The organism is Duganella alba (assembly GCF_009674495.1).
Classification (GTDB): domain Bacteria; phylum Pseudomonadota; class Gammaproteobacteria; order Burkholderiales; family Burkholderiaceae_D; genus Rugamonas; species Rugamonas alba.
This window is the reverse complement of sequence record NZ_WKJN01000025.1, coordinates 25,828-41,286: the sequence shown is the minus strand read 5'-3', so window position 1 is coordinate 41,286 and position 15,459 is coordinate 25,828. Positions and strand designations below refer to the sequence as shown.

Below are 15,459 nucleotides of genomic sequence, written 5' to 3'. Positions count from 1 at the left end.
CAAATCTCCGTGGATGCCGGATGATTATAAGAGAAAAACTTGCAACGCCGAAACTTTTTAAGCGCGTACCTTGGGATATTTGAAGCCGGTGCGCAAATCCATGCTGAAGCGCTGGCCATTTTCGGTCACCAGCACGTGATCCGGCGGTTCCTCGCCGGCCAGCGGGCGGTAAAACACCGGCAGGCCTTCGGATTTGCGGATCAGGTCGTCGCAGCGTTCGTAGACGTTGGGGCAGCCGGTATCGGCCAGCAAGGCTTGCACGATCGGCACTTTCCAGGCATCGACGCCGGCGGCCTGGAACTGGCAGATCAGGTAGCCGGCGGTGCCGCCCCAGCTATCGACCAGCAGGCCCGGCAGGCCATCGTCGTCGCCGCGAATCACCGGCACCAAGTCGTTCGGGCCGGCGCTGCGCACGGCGTTGGCGCGCTTGGCGATGGCGGCGCGCACGCGGCGCTTCATCATCGCGTGGTCGACCGGCTCGTCTTCCTTGTAGCTCCAGACGCGGGCCCGCACTTCCGAATGCGGATTCCAGGCGGCGCGCGCGAGGAACTGGCGCGACGAGGTTTGCAGGATGGCGGTGGCGCCAGGTTTGTTCTTTTCTTGCGGGCGACCGTCCACGCGCTCGATGGCGGTGGCGTAGACCAGGATATCGCCGGCCAGCAGGCGTTTTTCCTTGCCCTGTTTGATAGTTATGGTAAGCATACCCGAATGATACCTCATGCGCCGCCCATTCCCGGCTGCATGCATTCTGCTCCCCGCAGGCTGCAATCTGTCGCAGCAGGGTTACGCGCGCCCGGACAAGCCCGTAGGATGTAACCTCAAGACAACCGAATTCGAGGAGAACACCATGAACGCCAACCGCATCCTGCCTACCCTGCTGCTGTCCGCCGGCCTGCTGGCCGCCACCGCCCCACTCCTGCCGGCGCAGGCCGGGCCTTTGAGCTGGCTGGGCGGCGAACGCGTGCAGGGCAGCGGCAAGGTCGTCAAGCAGAACCGCGAAGTCGGCCACTTTACCGCGCTGGCGATCGGCGTCAGCGCCGACGTTGAAATCCGCCAGGGCGCCACCGAAGGCGTGATCGTCGAGGCCGACGACAACATCCAGCCACTGATTGAAACCGTGGTGGACAACGGCACGCTGCGCATCCGTTCCGCCAAACGGAATGTCTCCTTCGAAACGCGCAACATGAAAATCATCGTCATGGCGCGCACCCTGGACCGGATGTCGATCGGCGGCTCCGGCAATGTCACGGCGGACAAGCTGCGCGGCGAGAACGTCACCATCGACGTCGGCGGCTCCGGTTCGTTCACGGTCGGCCAGCTCGACAGCGAATCGGTGGCGATCGCGCTGGGCGGCAGCGGCAACCTGAAAGCCGGCGGCAACACCGAGCGGCTGCAGGTGTCGATCGGCGGTTCCGGCCGGGTCCAGGTCGGCCAGTTGCAGGCGCGCGATGCGGTGGTCAGCATCGGCGGTTCCGGCCAGGCCACCGTGTGGGCCAAGAAATCGCTGAACCTGAGCGTGGCCGGCTCCGGCGACATCAACTACTACGGCGATCCGCAGATCAGCAAAAGCATCATGGGTTCCGGCAGCATCAAGCGCCTGGGCGGCGCGCCGATGTAAGCTTAACGCTTGTCGAGCACTTGCAGCACGGCGGCTGTGATCGCGGCCGGCTCGCCCTGCCGCACTTCCACCACCGGCATGTCGCCGAACGGTTTGCGGGCGGTACGCAACTGACCGGCGCTGACTTCAAGGCTGTCCAGTTCGGAAGCACGGGCGCGCCAATAGGTCGGCTTGCGCACCTGGGCAACTTGCGCCGCCGCCAGCGCCGGGCCGATTTCGCCGTTGATGCTGGTGGCGGGATACGAGCAGCCATCCCCCGTCCTGCCCTGCTCCGCCGCGCCCAGGCACGCCAGCACGGCATCCAGCCGCGCGGTGCGGTCGGCCGGCAAGGCGTCCTCCCGCATCGGCTCCACCAAGACCAGGCCGGCGACCGGGGCGCCACGCGAGCGCAGCGCGAAATGCTGCGCCACCATCGCGCCATAGCCGGCGCCGACCAGCACGAACGGCCCTTCCAGATGCGCGTTCCTGATCAGGAAATTCAGATCCTTGCTGGCGTTGGCCACCGTCGAGGCGCGGATGATCGGATCGCTGGCGCCGAAGCCGGCACGGTCGTAAACGCAGGCGCGGGTGCGCTGCGCCACGTCCGGCAGCACCGCCGACCAGTCCCAGCCGGCATGGCCGGCATCCGCCTCGAACAGCACCGTCGGCGATCCTTTGCCGGTGCAATACATATTCAGCTTGCGGCCGCCGACATCGACCCGGACCTGGGCGCCAGCCAGGGCAGCCTGGCCGGCCGGCGGTTCGGCAAAAGCGCCGGCGCCAGCCATGAGCAAGGCGGCGGCAAGAAAATTGTGTGTAAGTTTATTCATAGCATTAAATATAACATTGCGGGCGCGAAAATAGGCGCTGGAATACGAAGTCGGCGAATTTCTGGCACAGTAGAGGGTGTTCGGGCATCGTTACAGGCGCCCTCTACATACATCACAGGAGATTTTTCATGACCACGACTACCTACCCTAACGTCCGCCTCCTGATCGGCAATGAGTGGACCGACGCCACCGGCGGCCAGACCATTCCGGTCGTAAATCCCGCCACCGGCAAGGAAATCGGCACCGTGGCCAAGGCCAGCATCGCCGATCTGGATCGCGCGCTGGCCGCGGCGCAAAAAGGTTTCGAGGCCTGGCGCAAGGTGCCGGCCTTCGAGCGCACCGCCACGCTGCGCCGCGCCGCCGCCCTGCTGCGCGAGCGCGCCGACGAGATCGCCCGCCTGCTGACCCAGGAACAAGGCAAGCCGCTGGCCCAGGCCCGCGCCGAAGCGCTGGCCGGCGCCGACATCATCGAGTGGTTCGCCGCTGAAGGCATGCGCGTGTACGGCCGCATCGTGCCGTCGCGTAATCCGGCTGCGCAGCAGCTGGTGCTGAAGGAGCCGGTTGGTCCGGTGGCCGCGTTCACGCCGTGGAACTTCCCGATCAACCAGGTGGTGCGCAAGCTGGCTGCGGCGCTGACCACCGGCTGCTCCTTCCTGTGCAAGGCGCCGGAAGAGACGCCGGCCTCGCCGGCCGCGTTGTTCCAGTGCTTTATCGATGCCGGCGTGCCGGCTGGTACGGTGGGCCTGGTGTTTGGCGATCCGGCTGAAATTTCGAACTACCTGATTCCGCATCCGGTGATCCGCAAGGTGACCTTCACCGGTTCGACCCCGGTCGGCAAGCAGCTGGCCGCGCTGGCCGGCGCGCACATGAAGCGCGTGACCATGGAACTGGGCGGCCATGCGCCGGTGATCGTGGCGGAAGATGCCGACGTGGCGCTGGCCGTGGAAGCTGCCGGCGGCGCCAAGTTCCGCAACGCCGGCCAGGTGTGCATCGCACCGACCCGCTTCCTGGTGCACAACAGCATCAAGGAAGAATTTACCCGCGCCATGGTGGCAAGCGCCGAGCGTCTGCAACTAGGCAATGGTCTGGTGGAAGGCACGACCCTGGGCCCGCTGGCCAATCCGCGCCGCGTTGCCGCGATGACCCAGTTCGTCGAAGATGCGCGCGCCAAGGGCGCCAATGTGGCGACCGGCGGTCAGCGTGTGGGCAGCGAAGGCAACTTCTTCGCGCCGACCATTCTGGCCGACGTGCCGCTGAATGCCAGCGTCTTCAATGACGAGCCGTTTGGTCCGCTGGCGGCGATTCGTGGTTTTGATACGCTGGATGAGGCGATTGCCGAGTCCAACCGTCTGCCGTTTGGCCTGGCCGGTTATGCGTTCACCCGTTCGATCAAGAACGCGCACCAGCTGATGCACAATGTGGAAGTCGGCATGCTGTGGATCAACCAGCCAGCCACGCCGAGCGCCGAGATGCCATTTGGCGGCGTGAAGGATTCGGGCTACGGTTCGGAAGGTGGTCCGGAGGCGCTGGAAGCCTACCTGAACACCAAGTCGGTATCACTGATGGCTGTCTAAGCCTCCTCGGCCCTCGGCAAACAACTGCCGGGGGCTGGCGCCGCCAGCCAAGGCCTTGATCGCCGCACGCAACTCGCCGGCGTTTGCCTCGGAAATTTTTTGCGACAGGTCGGCAGGCATCTTTTTCCCGGCGAGTAAGTCACCAAGTAGCATCCGCATCGCGAGAAGCTCGCCTTCTTGCAGTCCCTGTTGGCGTCCCTCCTCCGAAGCTTTGTGAGCCGCTTCCCTGATTGGGCGCTCGAAGATTTCTGGACTGAACATTTCATCGGTCGTGAATTTTCTGGCTGTTTTCATGGCAAATTCCTCCTCCAGATCCATGCTAGTCAGGCCGGACGCGTCTTGCAAGGTGAGCTGAATCCAGCGTTTGAGGCTTTCGCGCGCCGACGCCATATCGTCCTGTCGCACACGCTCCGCAAGCAAATCGACAGCGGCACGCATTTCGCTACCGGTTTGGGCATGCAGCAAGCGGAATAGAAGGCTGATGATATCGCCGCGCTGGCTGTCATGATGCCGGTCGAGCAGTATGTATTGCTGATTCGCCTGGAAGCGCTCAAGACCGGATGGCGGCGTCAGCATCAGCTGCGCCAACTCCGTGGCCGCGTGCCAAGGCTGATGTCCATGGTATAGCACGATCGGCAGCACCGGTGGCAGCTTGCCATGCTTGCTCAGCTTGTGCTGCGCCACCAGATCCTGATACAGCAAGCCGACATACACCTGCATCCGCAACGCCATCCACTTGTCCGGCCGCGCCTGGAACTCCAGCAGAATGTAGACATACACCCACTCGCCGCCGATGCACGCCCGCCACACCACATCCTCGTGCCGCGCCTTGCCGCCATCGCTGGCATAGCTGGCGTTGACGCGCTCGAACGCGCCCACCGCCAAGCCCTGTGCCCAATCGGCCGACAAAAATCCCGTCACCAGATCGCGCACGATTTCCGGATGGGAGAACAGCTGCTTGTACAGCTTGTCGCTACGGGGGCTCATGAAAAATATTCTAGCTTTCGCCTTCGTTGCCGAGTACGCTAGGCGGCGAGCCCGGTTTAGCTCTCCTCAACAAGTCATCAACGAACAAGGGAGAAATACTTGAACGCCATCGCCTCATCCATCGCACTGCTCCTCGCCTGCTCCTCCGCCATCGCCGCCGACACCACCATCGCCATCAAGGCCGCCCACATGGTCGACGTGCGCAGCGGCACGCTGGTCGACAACGCCGTCGTCCTCATCAGCGGCGAGCGCATCACCGCCGCCGGCAGCAAGCTGGCCATCCCGTCCGGCGCGCAAGTCATCGACCTCGGCAACAAGACCCTGCTGCCCGGCCTGATCGACGCCCACACCCACATCACCGGCAATCCGGAAGACGCCGGCTACAGCATCATCGCCAAATCGATCCCGCGCATCACCCTGGCCGGCGCCAAAAACGCGCTGACCACGCTGCGCGCCGGCTTCACCACCATCCGCGACGTCGGCGCCGACGGCTACACCGACATCGGCCTGCGCGACGCCATCAACGACGGCGACGTCCCCGGCCCGCGCATCCTGGCTTCCGGCCCCGCGCTGGGCATCACCGGCGGCCACTGCGACGACACCATGCACGCGCCCGAATACAAGGCCACCTCGCTCGGCGTGGCCGACGGCGTCGCCGAGGCGCTGAAGGTCACGCGCCGCAACATCAAGTACGGCGCCGACGTCATCAAGATCTGCGCCACCGGCGGCGTGCTGTCGTTCGGCGACGATCCGCGCACCTCGCAATACACGCTGGAGGAATTAAAGGCCATCATCGGCGACGCCCATCGCCTCGGCCGCAAGACCGCCGCCCACGCGCACGGCGGCGACGGCATCAAGCTGTCGGTGCTGGCCGGCATTGACTCGATCGAACATGGCTCCTACATCGACGACGAAGGCATCAAGCTGATGAAGGAGCACAAGACCTACCTGGTGCCCACGCTGTACCTGGGCGACTGGCTAATTGAAAACGCCGAAGCGATCAAGCTGCCGAAGGCGCTGCTGGAAAAAGCCAAGGTGGTGCTGCCGCAGGCGCGCATCAACATCGGCAAGGCGATCAAGGCCGGCGTGCCGATCGCCTTCGGCACCGACGCCGCCGTCTACCCGCATGGCCTGAACGCGCGCGAATTCGCCGTGCTGGTCAAGCTGGGCATGACGCCGGCGCAGGCGATCCGCACCGCGACGGTCAACGCCAGCGATCTGTTGGGATGGAGTGACAAGGTTGGCAGCATCGAGGCCGGCAAATTCGCCGACCTGATTGCCGTCGACGGCGAACCGCTGAAGGATGTGCGCGCACTGGAGCAAGTCCAGTGGGTCATGAAAGGCGGCGCCGTCGTGAAGGCGAATTAACGCTCGGCCTTCAGTACTTCGCGGGTGATTTCGACGGTCTCGGTGCCGTCGGTCAGCCAGATCTGGCCGTCCTGGATGGTGCATTGGAACTGCATCGTGCGTTGCGCCATCTTGCCCAGCTGCTCGGTGGCGGCGGCGTCGAGGTCGACCACGGTCAGGTTCTTGCAGCGCTCGACCTTGTTGGCCAGCGCTTTCCACCAGATGTGGCTGGTCGCCGCATAGCTGTAGACGTAGACGTGCTCGGAACGGCCGCAGGCCTTCAGGATCACCTTCTCATCCGGCTGGCCGACTTCGATCGACAGCTCGATCGCGCCGGTCAGATCCTTCTGCCACAGGTCCGGCTCTTCAACATCGAACAGGCCCTTGGTGAAGGTCAGCGCCTCGTTGGCGTGGATGGCGAAGGCGACCAGGCGCACCATCATGCGCTCGTCGGTTTCCGATGGGTGGCGCGCCAGCGTCAGCTGGTGCGTTTCGTAGTAATTGCGGTCCATGTCCGCAATCGACAGTTCTGCTTTATAGATTGTTGCCTTGAGTGCCATTCGATTCTCTGTGACGGATTACTTAAAGACGACGGTTTTATCGCCGTTTTGCAAAATGCGGTGTTCGACAAACCATTTCACTGCACGCGCCAGCACCACGCATTCGACATCGCGGCCGATGGCCGACAAGGTGTCGGCATCCATCGAGTGATCGACGCGTTCGACGTCCTGCTCGATGATCGGACCTTCGTCCAGGTCGCCGGTGACGAAGTGCGCGGTCGCGCCGATCAGCTTGACGCCGCGGTGGTGCGCCTGCGCATACGGCTTGGCGCCCTTGAAGCTCGGCAGGAACGAGTGGTGGATATTGATCGCCTTGCCCTTCAGCGCCGTGCACAGGCCCGGCGACAGGATCTGCATGTAGCGCGCCAGCACCACCAGGTCGATCTTGTGCGTGTCCATCAGCTCGATGATCCTGGCTTCCTGCGCCAGCTTGGCTTCCTGCGGCGCGCCGGTGGCCAGCGGCAGGTGGTGGAACGGAATATTGTAGCTGGCCGCCAGCTGGTAGAAGTCCATGTGGTTGGACACGATGGCCGGAATTTCCACCGGCAGCAGCCCGCTCTTGTAGCGGAACAGCAGGTCGTTCAGGCAATGGCCGATCTTCGACACCATCAGCATCACGCGCGGCTTGTAGTGGGCGTCGCGCAGCTCCCAGTCCAGCTGCATGTCGGCCGCCAGCAGGCCGAAATCGGCGCGCAGCAGGTCATCGTTGATGGTGCTGTCTTCGCGCGCGAAATGCACGCGCATGAAGAACAATTTCGACTCGCTATCGCCGAACTGGGCCGAGTCGATGATGTTGCAGCCGTGGTCAGCCAGGAAACCCGACACGCGATGAACGATTCCGCGCTGATCCAGGCAAGAGAGTGTCAAAATGTATTCGGGATTGCTCATGACTACCGTAAGAGGTTGGACAAAAGACAGCTATTGTCGCACGCCTTGTCTGTCGCGACAAAAATAGCACGAGCGTGCAATTTGAGCTATAGTCATCCACACCCACACAAGGAGGATATCCAATGGAGACAAATCTGCAATTCCGCCTGGCCGCGCGTCCGGTCGGCATGGTCAAGGACAGCGACTGGCAACAGGTCGACGAACCGCTGCGCGAACTGGCCGATGGTGAAGTCCGCATCAAGGTGCTGTACCTGTCGCTCGATCCGGCCATGCGCGGCTGGATGAACGAAGGCAAATCCTACATCCGCCCGGTCGCCATTGGCGAGGTGATGCGCGCCGGCGGCGTCGGCGTGGTGGTGGAGTCGAAATCGCCGAAATACAAGGCGGGCGACTACGTGCAGGGCGGCACCGGCGTGCAGCGCTACTGGACCGGCGCCGGCGACGACAAGCAGGCCGCCTTCCATAAGGTCGATCCGAAACTGGCGCCGCTGACCACCTACCTGAACACGCTGGGCATGCCGGGCATGACGGCCTACTTCGGCCTGATCGAATCGGGCCAGCCGAAGGCCGGCGATACGGTGGTGGTGTCCGGCGCGGCCGGCGCGGTCGGCCAGACGGTCGGCCAGGTCGCCAAGCAATTGGGCTGCCGCGTGGTCGGCATTGCCGGCGGCAAGGAAAAATGCGACTTCGTGGTCAATGAACTGGGCTTCGACGCCTGCATCGACTACAAGAACGACTCGGTCAAGGACGGCCTCAAGCAGCACTGCCCGCAAGGCGTGGACGTCTACTTCGACAACGTCGGCGGCGAGATCCTCGACACCGTCCTCACCCGTATCAACATGAAGGCGCGCATCGTCATCTGCGGCGCCATCTCGCAGTACAACAACACCACGCCGGTGAAGGGGCCGTCGAACTACCTGGCGCTGCTGGTCAACCGTGCGCGCATGGAAGGCATCGTGGTGTTCGATTACGCCGACCGCTACCAGATCGGCGTGGCCGCATTGGCCGGCTGGATGAAGGACGGCAAGATCAAGAGCAAGGAAGACGTGGTGCAGGGTCTGGAAAACTTCCCGCAGGCGCTGAACATGCTGTTTGAAGGGAAGAACTTCGGCAAACTGGTGTTACAGGTGGCGACGCCGTAAAAACGCGGAACCTTCTGTCTGCCTCGGCGTCTATCCCTGTATCGCCAACACGCCGAGGACTCATTATGTTCCCACAACTCCCCTCTTCCGCGATCGCATCGCATTTCGAAACCCTGATCGGCTTTTACGTCGATGTCATGCAGCGCATGATCGAAACCACTCAAAGCGTCAGCCAGCTGAACATGCAACTGGGCCGTGACCTGATTGCCGAAGCCGGCGCCAACGGCCAGCGCATCATGTCCAGCCAGGACGCCGGCCAGCTTGGTTCCGCCTTCGCCGCCCTGTTCACACCGGGCAGAAAATCCCTCGCCACCTACCAGCACCGCCTTGCCGAAGTATTGAGTCGCAGCCATGCCGGCATCACCGAGGTGGCCGCCAGCCATATGCCCGGCGTGCAGCGCTCCGCCACTTCCTTGACCGAGCAACTGGTGCAGGAAGCCACCGCCCAAAGCGCGCGCGCCGCCGAGCAGCTGGCGCGCTTTCAGACCGGAGGCCAACAGCGGCATTAACTGGAACTTTCGTCAATCTTGCCTATCTAACATGCAGAACAGCGGGGCCAGCCTGCTGTTTTTTTACCATTCGACGGAGGGACCTATGGCCAACAACACCAGCAACGATCAGGGCAAGCCCAAGGGCACTGCCAAGCGCGGCTTTGCCGCAATGGACGAAGCAACCCAGCGCGCCATCGCCAGCAAGGGCGGGCAAGCGGCGCACCAGAAAGGCACGGCGCACGAATTCGATTCGGAGGAAGCACGCCGCGCCGGCCAGAAAGGCGGCGAAGCGGTCAGCCGCGACCGCGAGCACATGGCCGCCATCGGCCGCAAGGGCGGTGAAAGCCGCCAGTCCGCCGCCCGCGCCAACGCCGAGAAGAACCGCAACAACGGTTCCGAGCAAGCGGCCAAGGGCGGCAACAAGTAGCAGCGCCCTACGCCGCCAGCCGGTCCTGCAAGCGCCGCAGCACGGACGCATGCAGGACCGGCGCCGCAACAGCGATGCCGCGTGCGGTCAGATGGTAAGGCTGGCCGTCCGCCTGCGTCGCCATGCCGCCGGCTTCGCGAACCAGCAAGGCGCCGCCGATGCAGCGGCAGCCGTCGTTTCCATGCTGCCAGAAGCCATCCAGCCGGCCGCACGCCACATATGCCAGTTGCAGCGCGGCCGGACCGAGGCTCCGGGTCGCCACCAGCGGCGTATCCTGCCGCGCGCCAACGCGCACCGGCGAACCGTTGTACCAGGCGCCATGGCGCCACAGCGCATGAAACATCTCGTCATGCATGGCGTCGTAGATGACGGCCAACACCGGTACACCTTCGCGCATCAAGGTCAGCGACATGCACCAGTTGGGAATGGCGCGCAGGAACTGCTCGACGCCATCGACCGCATCGCAAATCCAGTACTCGCCGCTGCGGGCGTCCGCCTCGCTGAGCAGGCCGTCGGCCCAGGCGATGGCGGGATAGTCTTCGGCCAGCTGACGCCGCAACGCCGCCTCGGCAGCTCGGACGTCATCCATGCTCACGGCCGGCGTGCTGCGCCAGAAGGTCGCGCACAGGCCGGCGCCTACCTCGCGCACCAGCTCCAATACGCCTTCCGTATCGATTGCAGTCATGCTTTTTCCTTGCAGTGGATGAAAGCTGTAGATTGCCTGTAGAATTCAAAGTCCGCTAACTGCAAACGGACAACTGATAACGCAATCGGGCCACGACATGAGCAACTACTACGGCGACAAGCGGCTGACTGACGAGATGCCGATCTACGTGGCGGCACAACATACCGACGGCGGCGTCGGCAAGGGCAAGCTCGCCCATCACCATCCGGAAGGCCAGATGTACATCCCGGCGCAGGGCGTGATTCTGGTCGAGGCCGGCGGCAACCGCCAGGTGCTGCCGCCCGGACGACTGGGCTGGATTCCGCCCTACATGCCGCACGCCGCCAGCGTCCACGGCAGCACGCTCAAACCCGGCCTGGCCGGCCACACGATTCATATCGCGCCATCGCTGTGCGTCGGCTTTCCCGAGCAGTCGCTGGCGCTGCGCATGTCGCCGCTGGCGGTGTCGCTGATGGAACGCATGTGCCGATGGCCCGACGGCATGCCGCCCGATGCGGCCGGTTTCCGCGTGATGAACGTGTTCCTGGACGAAATCCGCACGGCCGAACCCGATCCGCTGCACCTGACCATGCCGCATCACCCGCGCCTGCTGGCGATGGCCGCCGCCATCGCCGAAGACCCGGCCGACGAAACCGATCTCGATGCCTGGGCCGATCAGCTGGGCTGGTCGCGCCGCAGCCTGACGCGGCACTTCCGCAATGAGACCGGCATGTCGGTGGTGGAATGGCGGCAGGTGGCGCGCCTGCAGAAAGGCATGGCGCTGCTGAACGGCGGCGCTTCCGTCACCACGGTGGCGCTCAGCCTGGGCTACGACAGCGTCAGCAGCTTTATCGCGCTGTTCCGCCGCATTCTCGGCACCACACCGGCGCGCTTCGCGCAATTCCAGGGCGGCTAGTGCGCCGCCACATACCACGGTGACGGCTGCGGGTCCGGCGTGGCAAAGGTCTTGCGCATGTGCTCGACCTCCTCCACCGGACTACGGCCGAACAGGCGCTTGAATTCCCGGCTGAACTGCGACGAACTTTCGTAGCCGACGCGCGCGCTGGCCGCCGCCACCGACATGCCGTTGCGCAGCATCAGCAGCCGTGCCTGGTGTAGCCGGGTCGACTTCAGGTACTGCATCGGCGAGGTGCTGGTGACGGCCTTGAAGTGGTGGTGGAACGTCGCCACGCTCATATGGGCCTCGCTGGCCAGCTGGCCAACGTCCAGCTCCTCGCCGAACGACGCATGAATCTTGCGCAGCGCGCGGGCGATCGTGGCAAATCGGCCCTGCTGCATCAGGGCCGCGCGCATGCTGGCGCCCTGCACGCTGGTCAACACGCGGTAGTAGATTTCGCGCACCAGCGCCGGGCCGAGCAGCGCTGCATCCAGCGGATCGGCCAGCGCTTCGAGGAGGCGTTCCACCGATGCCGCCAGCCGCGCATCCATCGGCGTCGACGACAGCCCTTTCGGTTCGGCCGTCACCGCGTGGCCCTGTTCTTCCAGTTCCAGCAGCAGGTCGGCGGTCAGCTGGAAATCCAGGCGCAGATACATTGCCAGCAGGGGCTGCTCGGCGCTGGCCTCGGTCTCCATCGAAAACGGCACCGGCACCGCGACCGCCAGGCAATGCTGGGCGTCGTAGACGAATTCCTGCTCGCCGAGAAAGCCGCGCTTGCGGCCTTGGCAAACAATCACGATGCCCGGCTCGTAGAGCACCGGCGTGCGGTTCAGCGGGCGGTTGGAGCGCAGGAAGCGCACGTCCGGCAGCACGCTGAGGTTGTAGCCCTCCACCGGCGCCAGCCGCTCCATCAATGTAACCATGCGATTTTTCATGTGCCGATTGTAAGCCGGAATGCCGGCGTCGCCATCGCGCTCAGAGAATCAGGCAAATGATGCAGAGCTTCCGACATAGGCGCGTGGCGCCGGCGTCACTACCATGGCTGCTCTCACTGAAAGGACACACACCATGAGCAAGCTCTTTTTCATTACCGGCGTCAGCAGCGGTTTCGGCCAGGCGCTGGCCCAGGCGGCCCTGGACGCCGGCCACACGGTCATCGGCACGGTGCGCAACGCCCAGGCGCGCGACGCATTTGCGGCGCTGCGGCCCGGCCGCTCGCATGCTTACCTGCTGGACGTCACCGAGTTTGACGCCATCGATGGCGTGGTGGCACGGGCACAGGCTGAAGTCGGACCGGTGGACGTGCTGGTCAACAACGCCGGCTACGGCCACGAAGGCATCATGGAAGAATCGCCGCTGGAGGCAATGCGCCGGCAGTTCGACGTCAACGTGTTTGGCGCGGTGGCGATGATGAAGGCTTTCCTGCCCTCCTTCCGCAGCCGCCGTCGCGGCCACATCATCAACATCACGTCGATGGGCGGCTTCATCACCATGCCGGGCATTGCCTACTATGCAGGCAGCAAGTTCGCGCTGGAAGGCATCTCGGAAGTAGTAGGCAAGGAGGTGCGGCAGTTCGGCGTGCACGTGACGGCGGTGGCGCCGGGTTCGTTCCGCACCGACTGGGCGGGCCGCTCGATGGTGCGGTCGGAGCGCAGCATCGCCGATTACGACCAGTTGTTCGACCCGATCCGCAGCGCGCGTGCCGAACGCAGCGGCCATCAGCCGGGCGATCCGGCCAAGGCCGCGCAAGCCATGCTGGCGCTGACGGAAGCGGCCGAGCCGCCGGCGCACCTGCTGCTCGGCAGCGATGCACTGGGCCTGGTGCGCGGCAAGCTGGCGCAGATGGACAGCGAGATCAGCACCTGGGAAGCGCTGACCCGCTCGACCGACGTTTAAGCCGGCGTGCCGAAGATGACGCTGGAAGCCTTGAAGATGGCGCTCGCTTCGACGCCGTCCTCGAGCGCCAGCGATTCGCCGCTGTCGCGCGTGACGATGGCGGCGATGGTGCCGCCGCCCGGCAGTTCGATGCTGACTTCGGTATTCACGGCGCCCGGCAGCACGCGGCTGACCTTGCCGGTCAGGCGGTTGCGCGCCGACAGCTTGACGTCGCCCAGGTCGGTCGCCACGATGACCGACGACGCCTTGATCAGCGCAAACGCCTCGACGCCCACATCCAGGCCCAGGCTGTCGCTGCTGTCGCGGGTGATGGTGGCAACGATCTGCTGGCCGCCGACGATTTCCAACACGACTTCGTCATTGACGGCGCCACGTTTCAAGGCCACGACCTTGCCGCTGAACTGATTACGTGCACTGGTTTTCATTTTCATCCTTTGAATAAGTAAAAAATCGTCCGCCAGTGTATGCGATTGTGCGCTCAGATGCGCGACAAACTCGCGGTGCGCCGCATCGACCTTGCGGAAATTCTCCACCAGCTGCGCGCCGCGCCCCGTCAGCCGGGTGCCGCCGCCGCCCTTGCCGCCCGCCACGCGTTCGACCAGCGGTTCGCCGGCCAGGTTGTTCATCGCCTCGATCGCGTCCCAGGCGCCCTTGTAGCTCATGCCGACCGCTTTGGCCGCCGACGTGATCGATCCTTCGGCCGCCACCGCCGCCAGCAGCGCCACGCGGTCCTGCCCGCCCAGCTTCTGGCCATCGATGGTCAACCACACATTGCCTTGTAATTCCATGCTCATGCCGCATTCTCCTCCACACGGAAGATGCTACCATTTTCCATGCGCAGCACGTGGTCGCCGAAGGCGCGCACATCTTCCGGATCGTGGGTAATCATCAGCATGGGGATTGCCAGCCGGCGCTGCAAGTCGCCCAGTTCGGCGCGCATGCGTTCGCGCAGGCCGGGATCGAGCGCGGCAAACGGCTCGTCCAGCAGCAGCGCTTGCGGCTGCGGCGCCAGCGCGCGCGCCAGCGCCACCCGCTGCCGCTGGCCGCCGGACAGCTGGTGCGGATACTGGTGCGCCACGTGGTCCAGTTCGAACGCCTCCATCCAGTAGCGGATCGCCTCGCCGTCCACGCGCGCCAGCGGATTGCGCCAGCCGCGCTGCAGGCCGAAGCCGATGTTCTGCCGCACGTTCAGGTGCGGGAACAGCGCGTAGTCCTGGAACAGATAGGCCACCTTGCGCTCTTGCGCCGGCAGGTTGACGCCGGCGCTGCTGTCGAACAGACAGCGGCCGGCCAGCTCGATGCGGCCGCTGTCCGGCGTCATCAGGCCCGCCACCGCCTTCATCATCTGGCTCTTGCCGGCGCCGGACGAGCCGTACACCACCACCCGCTGGCTGGACGATTCGAAGCGCGCCTGCAGTTGGAACACCCGGTCGCCGGAGCGCAGGGTTTTGTGGATGTCGACTTTGAATTGCGTGCTCATGCTTGCGGATTGCGGTTAGGCGTCAGTTTGTTGGCGGTGACCAGCACGATCACGCACACCAGGGAAGTAATAATCACCAGCAGGTTGGCCTGATCGTCCTGGCCGGCCTGCACGGCTTCGTACACGGCGATCGACAGCGTCTGCGTCTTGCCGGGAATGCTGCCGGCCACCATCAGCGTCGCGCCGAACTCGCCCATTGAGCGGGCAAAGGCCAGCAAGGTGCCGCCCAGCACGCCGCGCCAGGCCAGCGGCAGGGTGACGCGCAGGAACACGCCAAACGGCGACACGCCCAGCACCCGCGCCGCCTGTTCGAACTGCGTGTCGATGCTTTCAAACGCGGCGCGCGCGCCCTTCAGCACCAGCGGAAACGCCACCACGGCAGCCGCGATCACCGCCGCCTGCCAGGTGAAAATCAGGTTGATGCCGAAGTGCTGCTGCAACCACGCGCCGATCACGCCATTGCGGCCGATGATGACCAGCATGTAGTAGCCCAGCACCGTCGGCGGCATCACCATCGGCAAGGTCAACACCGCGTCCAGCAGTTCCCGGCCCGGAAAGCGCTTGCGCGCCAGCAGGTAGCCGAGCGCCACACCAAACACCAGATCGATCAGCGTGGCCCAGCAGGCGACCTTCAACGACAACCGCAGCGCCACCCACGCAGGATCGAACGACTCCACG

Annotated in this window: 18 protein-coding genes; 8 read left to right on the top strand and 10 right to left on the bottom strand. The window is 64.6% G+C overall.

Annotated features, from left to right (window positions below):
• Positions 1-57: 57 nt before the first annotated feature.
• Positions 58-702, bottom strand: coding sequence for a class I SAM-dependent rRNA methyltransferase (locus GJ695_RS21595; protein ID WP_154368383.1), 645 nt, complete (start codon positions 700-702; stop codon positions 58-60).
• 145 nt (positions 703-847) lie between these two features.
• Between GJ695_RS21595 and GJ695_RS21590 the strand changes: the two genes are divergently transcribed.
• A complete protein-coding gene (locus GJ695_RS21590; protein WP_229260459.1) occupies positions 848-1,618 on the top strand; it encodes a head GIN domain-containing protein in 771 nt (256 codons plus the stop codon).
• A 2-nt stretch (positions 1,619-1,620) separates the two neighbouring features.
• On the opposite strand, the gene GJ695_RS21585 is transcribed toward GJ695_RS21590, so the two are convergent.
• Positions 1,621-2,427 carry an alpha/beta fold hydrolase gene (locus tag GJ695_RS21585; protein WP_154368380.1) on the bottom strand — a complete coding sequence of 269 codons (807 nt, stop codon included), beginning with the start codon at positions 2,425-2,427 and terminating at the stop codon, positions 1,621-1,623.
• Positions 2,428-2,555: 128 nt separating this feature from the next.
• Here GJ695_RS21585 and GJ695_RS21580 point away from each other — a divergent pair, with 128 nt between their 5' ends.
• Complete coding sequence (locus GJ695_RS21580; protein ID WP_154368378.1) at positions 2,556-4,001, top strand: NAD-dependent succinate-semialdehyde dehydrogenase; 1,446 nt, start codon at positions 2,556-2,558, stop codon at positions 3,999-4,001.
• Here GJ695_RS21580 and GJ695_RS21575 read toward each other — a convergent pair.
• The gene (locus GJ695_RS21575) at positions 3,984-4,988 is read right to left on the bottom strand and encodes an Rpn family recombination-promoting nuclease/putative transposase (protein ID WP_154368376.1); all 1,005 of its coding nucleotides are present in this window, start codon (positions 4,986-4,988) and stop codon (positions 3,984-3,986) included. The two genes, GJ695_RS21580 and GJ695_RS21575, sit on opposite strands and share 18 nt — an antisense overlap.
• Before the next feature lie 99 nt (positions 4,989-5,087).
• Between GJ695_RS21575 and GJ695_RS21570 the strand changes: the two genes are divergently transcribed.
• Positions 5,088-6,356, top strand: coding sequence for a Xaa-Pro dipeptidase (locus GJ695_RS21570; RefSeq protein WP_154368374.1), 1,269 nt, complete (start codon positions 5,088-5,090; stop codon positions 6,354-6,356).
• Here GJ695_RS21570 and GJ695_RS21565 read toward each other — a convergent pair.
• A complete protein-coding gene (locus GJ695_RS21565) occupies positions 6,353-6,895 on the bottom strand; it encodes a YaeQ family protein (RefSeq protein WP_154368372.1) in 543 nt (180 codons plus the stop codon). The genes GJ695_RS21570 and GJ695_RS21565 overlap by 4 nt on opposite strands.
• An 18-nt stretch (positions 6,896-6,913) precedes the next feature.
• Entirely contained in the window at positions 6,914-7,783 is an 870-nt protein-coding gene (purU, locus tag GJ695_RS21560; protein WP_154368370.1) for a formyltetrahydrofolate deformylase, read from the bottom strand.
• A gap of 122 nt (positions 7,784-7,905) precedes the next feature.
• On the opposite strand from purU, the gene GJ695_RS21555 reads away from it, so the two are divergent.
• The 3 genes from GJ695_RS21555 to GJ695_RS21545 all read left to right on the top strand — a co-directional run bounded on the left by GJ695_RS21555 (position 7,906) and on the right by GJ695_RS21545 (position 9,843).
• Entirely contained in the window at positions 7,906-8,925 is a 1,020-nt protein-coding gene (locus tag GJ695_RS21555) for an NADP-dependent oxidoreductase (RefSeq protein WP_154368368.1), read from the top strand.
• A gap of 65 nt (positions 8,926-8,990) precedes the next feature.
• Complete coding sequence (phaP, locus tag GJ695_RS21550; RefSeq protein ID WP_154368366.1) at positions 8,991-9,434, top strand: TIGR01841 family phasin; 444 nt, start codon at positions 8,991-8,993, stop codon at positions 9,432-9,434.
• An 85-nt stretch (positions 9,435-9,519) separates the two neighbouring features.
• Positions 9,520-9,843, top strand: coding sequence for a KGG domain-containing protein (locus tag GJ695_RS21545; RefSeq protein ID WP_154368357.1), 324 nt, complete (start codon positions 9,520-9,522; stop codon positions 9,841-9,843).
• 7 nt (positions 9,844-9,850) lie between these two features.
• Here GJ695_RS21545 and GJ695_RS21540 read toward each other — a convergent pair whose 3' ends face one another.
• Complete coding sequence (locus tag GJ695_RS21540) at positions 9,851-10,528, bottom strand: inositol monophosphatase family protein (RefSeq protein ID WP_154368356.1); 678 nt, start codon at positions 10,526-10,528, stop codon at positions 9,851-9,853.
• 97 nt (positions 10,529-10,625) lie between these two features.
• Between GJ695_RS21540 and GJ695_RS21535 the strand changes: the two genes are divergently transcribed.
• Entirely contained in the window at positions 10,626-11,423 is a 798-nt protein-coding gene (locus GJ695_RS21535) for a helix-turn-helix domain-containing protein (RefSeq protein WP_154368354.1), read from the top strand.
• On the opposite strand, the gene GJ695_RS21530 is transcribed toward GJ695_RS21535, so the two are convergent.
• A complete protein-coding gene (locus tag GJ695_RS21530; protein WP_154368351.1) occupies positions 11,420-12,340 on the bottom strand; it encodes an AraC family transcriptional regulator in 921 nt (306 codons plus the stop codon). The genes GJ695_RS21535 and GJ695_RS21530 overlap by 4 nt on opposite strands.
• A 133-nt stretch (positions 12,341-12,473) precedes the next feature.
• On the opposite strand from GJ695_RS21530, the gene GJ695_RS21525 reads away from it, so the two are divergent.
• Entirely contained in the window at positions 12,474-13,301 is an 828-nt protein-coding gene (locus GJ695_RS21525) for an oxidoreductase (RefSeq protein WP_154368349.1), read from the top strand.
• Here the strand turns inward: GJ695_RS21525 and GJ695_RS21520 are convergent.
• From GJ695_RS21520 to modB, 3 genes are read right to left on the bottom strand one after another with little or no spacing between them, the layout of a single operon-like run.
• Positions 13,298-14,089, bottom strand: coding sequence for a TOBE domain-containing protein (locus GJ695_RS21520; protein ID WP_154368479.1), 792 nt, complete (start codon positions 14,087-14,089; stop codon positions 13,298-13,300). The two genes, GJ695_RS21525 and GJ695_RS21520, sit on opposite strands and share 4 nt — an antisense overlap.
• A 2-nt stretch (positions 14,090-14,091) precedes the next feature.
• Positions 14,092-14,781 (bottom strand): ATP-binding cassette domain-containing protein, encoded by a 690-nt coding sequence (locus GJ695_RS21515; RefSeq protein WP_154368347.1) that lies wholly within the window; start codon positions 14,779-14,781, stop codon positions 14,092-14,094.
• Complete coding sequence (modB, locus tag GJ695_RS21510; protein ID WP_166455155.1) at positions 14,778-15,458, bottom strand: molybdate ABC transporter permease subunit; 681 nt, start codon at positions 15,456-15,458, stop codon at positions 14,778-14,780. The genes GJ695_RS21515 and modB overlap by 4 nt, the downstream gene beginning before the upstream one ends.
• Between the last annotated feature and the right edge of the window lies 1 nt (position 15,459).

Excerpts from the sequence above, each read along its gene's own strand:
- GJ695_RS21575 (WP_154368376.1), bottom strand. The coding sequence starts at position 4,988 with ATGAGCCCCCGTAGCGACAAGCTGTACAAGCAGCTGTTCTCCCATCCG.
- GJ695_RS21565 (WP_154368372.1), bottom strand. The coding sequence starts at position 6,895 with ATGGCACTCAAGGCAACAATCTATAAAGCAGAACTGTCGATTGCGGAC.
- GJ695_RS21530 (WP_154368351.1), bottom strand. The coding sequence starts at position 12,340 with ATGAAAAATCGCATGGTTACATTGATGGAGCGGCTGGCGCCGGTGGAG.
- GJ695_RS21540 (WP_154368356.1), bottom strand. The coding sequence starts at position 10,528 with ATGACTGCAATCGATACGGAAGGCGTATTGGAGCTGGTGCGCGAGGTA.
- GJ695_RS21555 (WP_154368368.1), top strand. The coding sequence starts at position 7,906 with ATGGAGACAAATCTGCAATTCCGCCTGGCCGCGCGTCCGGTCGGCATG.
- GJ695_RS21580 (WP_154368378.1), top strand. The coding sequence starts at position 2,556 with ATGACCACGACTACCTACCCTAACGTCCGCCTCCTGATCGGCAATGAG.
- GJ695_RS21515 (WP_154368347.1), bottom strand. The coding sequence starts at position 14,781 with ATGAGCACGCAATTCAAAGTCGACATCCACAAAACCCTGCGCTCCGGC.
- purU (WP_154368370.1), bottom strand. The coding sequence starts at position 7,783 with ATGAGCAATCCCGAATACATTTTGACACTCTCTTGCCTGGATCAGCGC.
- GJ695_RS21525 (WP_154368349.1), top strand. The coding sequence starts at position 12,474 with ATGAGCAAGCTCTTTTTCATTACCGGCGTCAGCAGCGGTTTCGGCCAG.
- GJ695_RS21590 (WP_229260459.1), top strand. The coding sequence starts at position 848 with ATGAACGCCAACCGCATCCTGCCTACCCTGCTGCTGTCCGCCGGCCTG.
- phaP (WP_154368366.1), top strand. The coding sequence starts at position 8,991 with ATGTTCCCACAACTCCCCTCTTCCGCGATCGCATCGCATTTCGAAACC.
- GJ695_RS21585 (WP_154368380.1), bottom strand. The coding sequence starts at position 2,427 with ATGAATAAACTTACACACAATTTTCTTGCCGCCGCCTTGCTCATGGCT.
- GJ695_RS21535 (WP_154368354.1), top strand. The coding sequence starts at position 10,626 with ATGAGCAACTACTACGGCGACAAGCGGCTGACTGACGAGATGCCGATC.
- GJ695_RS21520 (WP_154368479.1), bottom strand. The coding sequence starts at position 14,089 with ATGGAATTACAAGGCAATGTGTGGTTGACCATCGATGGCCAGAAGCTG.
- GJ695_RS21595 (WP_154368383.1), bottom strand. The coding sequence starts at position 702 with ATGCTTACCATAACTATCAAACAGGGCAAGGAAAAACGCCTGCTGGCC.
- GJ695_RS21545 (WP_154368357.1), top strand. The coding sequence starts at position 9,520 with ATGGCCAACAACACCAGCAACGATCAGGGCAAGCCCAAGGGCACTGCC.